The following is a 3077-nucleotide window of genomic DNA, read 5'->3' on the forward strand; positions in this document are numbered from 1 at the left end:
GTCGGCGGGGCGGCGCCGGCACCAGAGGACACGCCCCCGCCGCCCGTGGCGGAGGCGGTGCGGGAAGCCCCGGCCGCCGGCGCCGCCCTGGAGGCTCCCGCCGTGGAGCCAGCCGGGCTGGAAGGGCTGGAGACCGCGCCGCCGCAGGCCGTTTCACCCGGCCCCGCTGGCGTGGAGGAATCCGCCCAGGCGGAACCCATCCGGGAGGAAACAGTCCCGGTGGCAGCCATTGAGGCGGTGCCCATCCATCAGGATGCCGCCCCCGTGGACGCCACCGAGGCGGAGCCCAACCGGGAAGAAGCCGCCCCCGTGGACGCCATCGAGGTAGAGCCCAACCGGGAAGAATCCGTCCCGGTGGAAGCCATCGAGGCGGAGCCGAACCGGGAGGAATCCGTCCCGGTAGCCGCCATCGAGGCGGAGCCCGTCCGGGAAGAAGCCGCCCCCGTGGAAGCCGCCGAGGCGGAGCCCATCCTGGAAGAACCCCTCCGGGAGGAAGCGATCCCGGAAAAAACCCTCCGGGACGCACCAGCCCAGCCGGCGGAGGGGCCGCCCGCCACGCCGCCGCCCGAGGCGGCCGCCGCGCCCGAGCCGCATCGCGGCCCCATGCTGGGCTTCGGTCCGGGCATCACCCTGCGCCTGCAGCAACTCGGCTTCCAGTCGATCGACGAGCTGGCCCATGCCGACCCGCAGCAGCTGAAGGAAGCCCTTGGCGATATCGCCCAGCTGATCGACATTCACGCCTGGGTTGAAAGCGCCCGCCGGATGCGCGGCTGATCCGGCAAGCCCTGCCCTCTCCCCGGTGAGGCCCTGCATGCTCCCCATCCTCTCGCGCGCCGCCATCCTGCGCGTGCTGCGCTCGCTGCTGGCGGCCGAGCTGGCCAGCCTGTCGCGCCGGTCCATCGCCCCCGCCACCGCCGCCGGCTGGGGCGAGGATCTCGCCCTCGGCGCCGAGGGGCTGGCCCTGGACAGCCTGGAGCGGGTCGGCGTCGCCACCGCGGTCAACCGCCTGTTCCACATCCACGAGGTGGGGGTGGAGGACATGCTGCTCTCCCTCCACCGGCTGGGCGAATGGGCCGAGCTGGTCGAGCGGGTGCTGCAGGAGGGCACCAGCGGCCTCACCTTCCACAGCTCCGGCAGCACCGGCGAACCGCGTGGCCATTCCCACGCGGCGGCCGCGCTGGCCGCCGAAACCGCCTTCTGGGCCGCCCGCTTCGCCGGCTGCCGGCGCATCATCCACCTGGTGCCGGCGCACCACATCTACGGCTTCCTCTTCGCCGCCGCGCTGCCGGACGCGCTGGGCGTGCCGGTGCTGGATGGCCGGGCCCTGCCGCCCGCCGCGCTGCGCCAGGCGCTGGAGCCGGGCAGCCTGCTGGTCGGCTTCCCGCTCGGCTTCCGCCGCCTGCTGGGCGAGCTGGGCCGGCTGCCGCCGGGGCTGCAGGCCACCAGCTCGACCGGGCCGCTGCCGGAGGCGCTGCACCGCGCCCTGCTGGAGGCCGGGATGGAAGCGGTGCATGTCGTCTATGGCAGCAGCGAGACCGCCGGCATCGGCGTCAGCGCCGCGCCGGAAGAGCCCTTCACCCTGCTGCCGCGCTGGCGCCCCGGCGCGGCGGGGGAGGCGGCCAGCCTGGTGGAGGTGGCGACCGGCGCCGAATGGCCGCTGCCGGACCGCGTCGACTGGCTGCCGGATGGCCGCTTCCGCCTGCGCGGCCGCAAGGACGAGGCGGTGCAGGTGGCGGGCGTGAATGTCTACCCGGCCGAGGTGGCGCGCCAGTTGGAGCAGCATCCGGGCGTCGCGGCCTGCGCCGTGCGGCTCGACACCACCCTGCCGGAGCCGCGGCTGAAGGCCTTCATCGTGCCGGCGGGGCCGGCCGACCTGGCGGCGCTGTCGGAGGCGCTGGAGCTCTGGGGGCGGCAAAATCTGGATGCCCCCAGCCGGCCGGTGCATGTCAGCTTCGGCCCGGCCCTGCCGGTGTCGCCGCTCGGCAAGCCGGCCGACTGGACGGCGTGAGGCGCGGCGTCAGAGCAGCCGCCCGAGCGGCCCCAGATCCAGGTTCAGCTCATCGGGCTTGACGCCGAGCCGGTCGCACAAGGCCCGGATCGCCCCGGCCGAGGCGGCCAGCGTGGCGCCCAGCCGCTCGGCCTCTACCTCGGTCAGGCTGCCTTCCTCCAGCCGGCGCAGCGCCTGCTGCTCCATCAGGCGGCGGAGGAACTCCACCAGCGTCAGCACCAGCCGGGCCAGATCCTGTTCCAGCCGGGCGGGGTCCAGCTCCAGCCGGGCCAGGGGGGCGGGTGCGCTCATGCCCCGGGCGGCCGGACCGCCGAGAGCATGGCGCGCAGGTCGAGCCGCACCAGATCCACCCCGGCCACGGCCAGCTGCACATGGCCATCGGCCACCACGCCGATGTCCAGCAGCCGGCCCAGCACCTCGACCAGGCTCTCCTGCGGCGAGTCGACCTGGCCCGGCCAGGGCGGGCGCGGCATGGGCGGCGGCGGGGGCAGGGGGCTCATGGGCGGGCCTCCGCCACCGGGTCCTGTGCCAGCAGCGCGCGGGCGAAGCCATAGGCCGGCCAGGGTCCGGAGAGCCGCAGGGCGAGCCCGGTGCCGGCCAGCGCCTCGCCGAATTCCTCCAGCGCCGGGCGCAGCGCGGCCAGGGCGTCGTCATCGGCCAGGATGCTCAGGCGGCCCGGCAGCGCCTCCGGCAGGCGTTCCAGCCCGGCCTCCTCCACCAGCCCGGCCAGCGCCTCCACCGCGCCGGCCAGATGGGCGTGCCGGGCGCCGGGCAGCAGCTGCTCCAGCCGGCGGCGCAGCAGGAAGGCGGTGCCGGGGCCGGCGCCGTCGATCCGCTGCCGCAGCGCGGCCAGCTCCGGCGCGGTGGCGCAGAGATGCGCGTCCTGGGCCTCCGGCTCGGCCTCCAGCTGCAGGCTCCATTCGGCGCGGCCGTCGAGGCGTTCCAGCGCCTCGGCCAGATCGGCGCCGCGCCGCGCCGCCCAGTCGAGCAGCGGCGCCGTGCCGCTGAACAGCGCGCCGAAGGCGAAGGGCAGGCAGGGGGTGGCGGCCATGATCACGGCGTGATGCGC

5 protein-coding genes are annotated in these 3077 nt (G+C 75.9%); 2 read left to right on the top strand and 3 right to left on the bottom strand.

The window, feature by feature from the left end; genetic code table 11:
• Nucleotides 1–45: 45 nt before the first annotated feature.
• Together HMPREF0731_RS24325 and pcl are read left to right on the top strand one after the other, a co-directional pair.
• Nucleotides 46–774, top strand: coding sequence for a hypothetical protein (locus tag HMPREF0731_RS24325; RefSeq protein ID WP_040613111.1), 729 nt, complete (start codon nucleotides 46–48; stop codon nucleotides 772–774).
• Between the two features lie 37 nt (nucleotides 775–811).
• Nucleotides 812–2008 (top strand): 4-coumarate--CoA ligase, encoded by a 1197-nt coding sequence (gene pcl / locus HMPREF0731_RS12625; RefSeq protein ID WP_007004531.1) that lies wholly within the window; start codon nucleotides 812–814, stop codon nucleotides 2006–2008.
• A gap of 9 nt (nucleotides 2009–2017) precedes the next feature.
• On the opposite strand, the gene HMPREF0731_RS12630 is transcribed toward pcl, so the two are convergent.
• The 3 genes from HMPREF0731_RS12630 to HMPREF0731_RS12640 form a co-directional block, all read right to left on the bottom strand.
• A complete protein-coding gene (locus HMPREF0731_RS12630; protein WP_007004532.1) occupies nucleotides 2018–2299 on the bottom strand; it encodes a gas vesicle protein K in 282 nt (93 codons plus the stop codon).
• Nucleotides 2296–2508: a gas vesicle protein gene (locus HMPREF0731_RS12635; protein ID WP_040613112.1), complete on the bottom strand. Its 213-nt coding sequence runs from the start codon at nucleotides 2506–2508 to the stop codon at nucleotides 2296–2298. The genes HMPREF0731_RS12630 and HMPREF0731_RS12635 overlap by 4 nt, the downstream gene beginning before the upstream one ends.
• Nucleotides 2505–3077, bottom strand: a 573-nt coding sequence (locus HMPREF0731_RS12640; protein ID WP_040613114.1) for a GvpL/GvpF family gas vesicle protein, incomplete at its 5' end; no start/stop codon positions are given. The genes HMPREF0731_RS12635 and HMPREF0731_RS12640, both read right to left, overlap by 4 nt.

Origin of the sequence: Pseudoroseomonas cervicalis ATCC 49957 (genome assembly GCF_000164635.1) — a bacterium.
Classification (GTDB): domain Bacteria; phylum Pseudomonadota; class Alphaproteobacteria; order Acetobacterales; family Acetobacteraceae; genus Pseudoroseomonas; species Pseudoroseomonas cervicalis.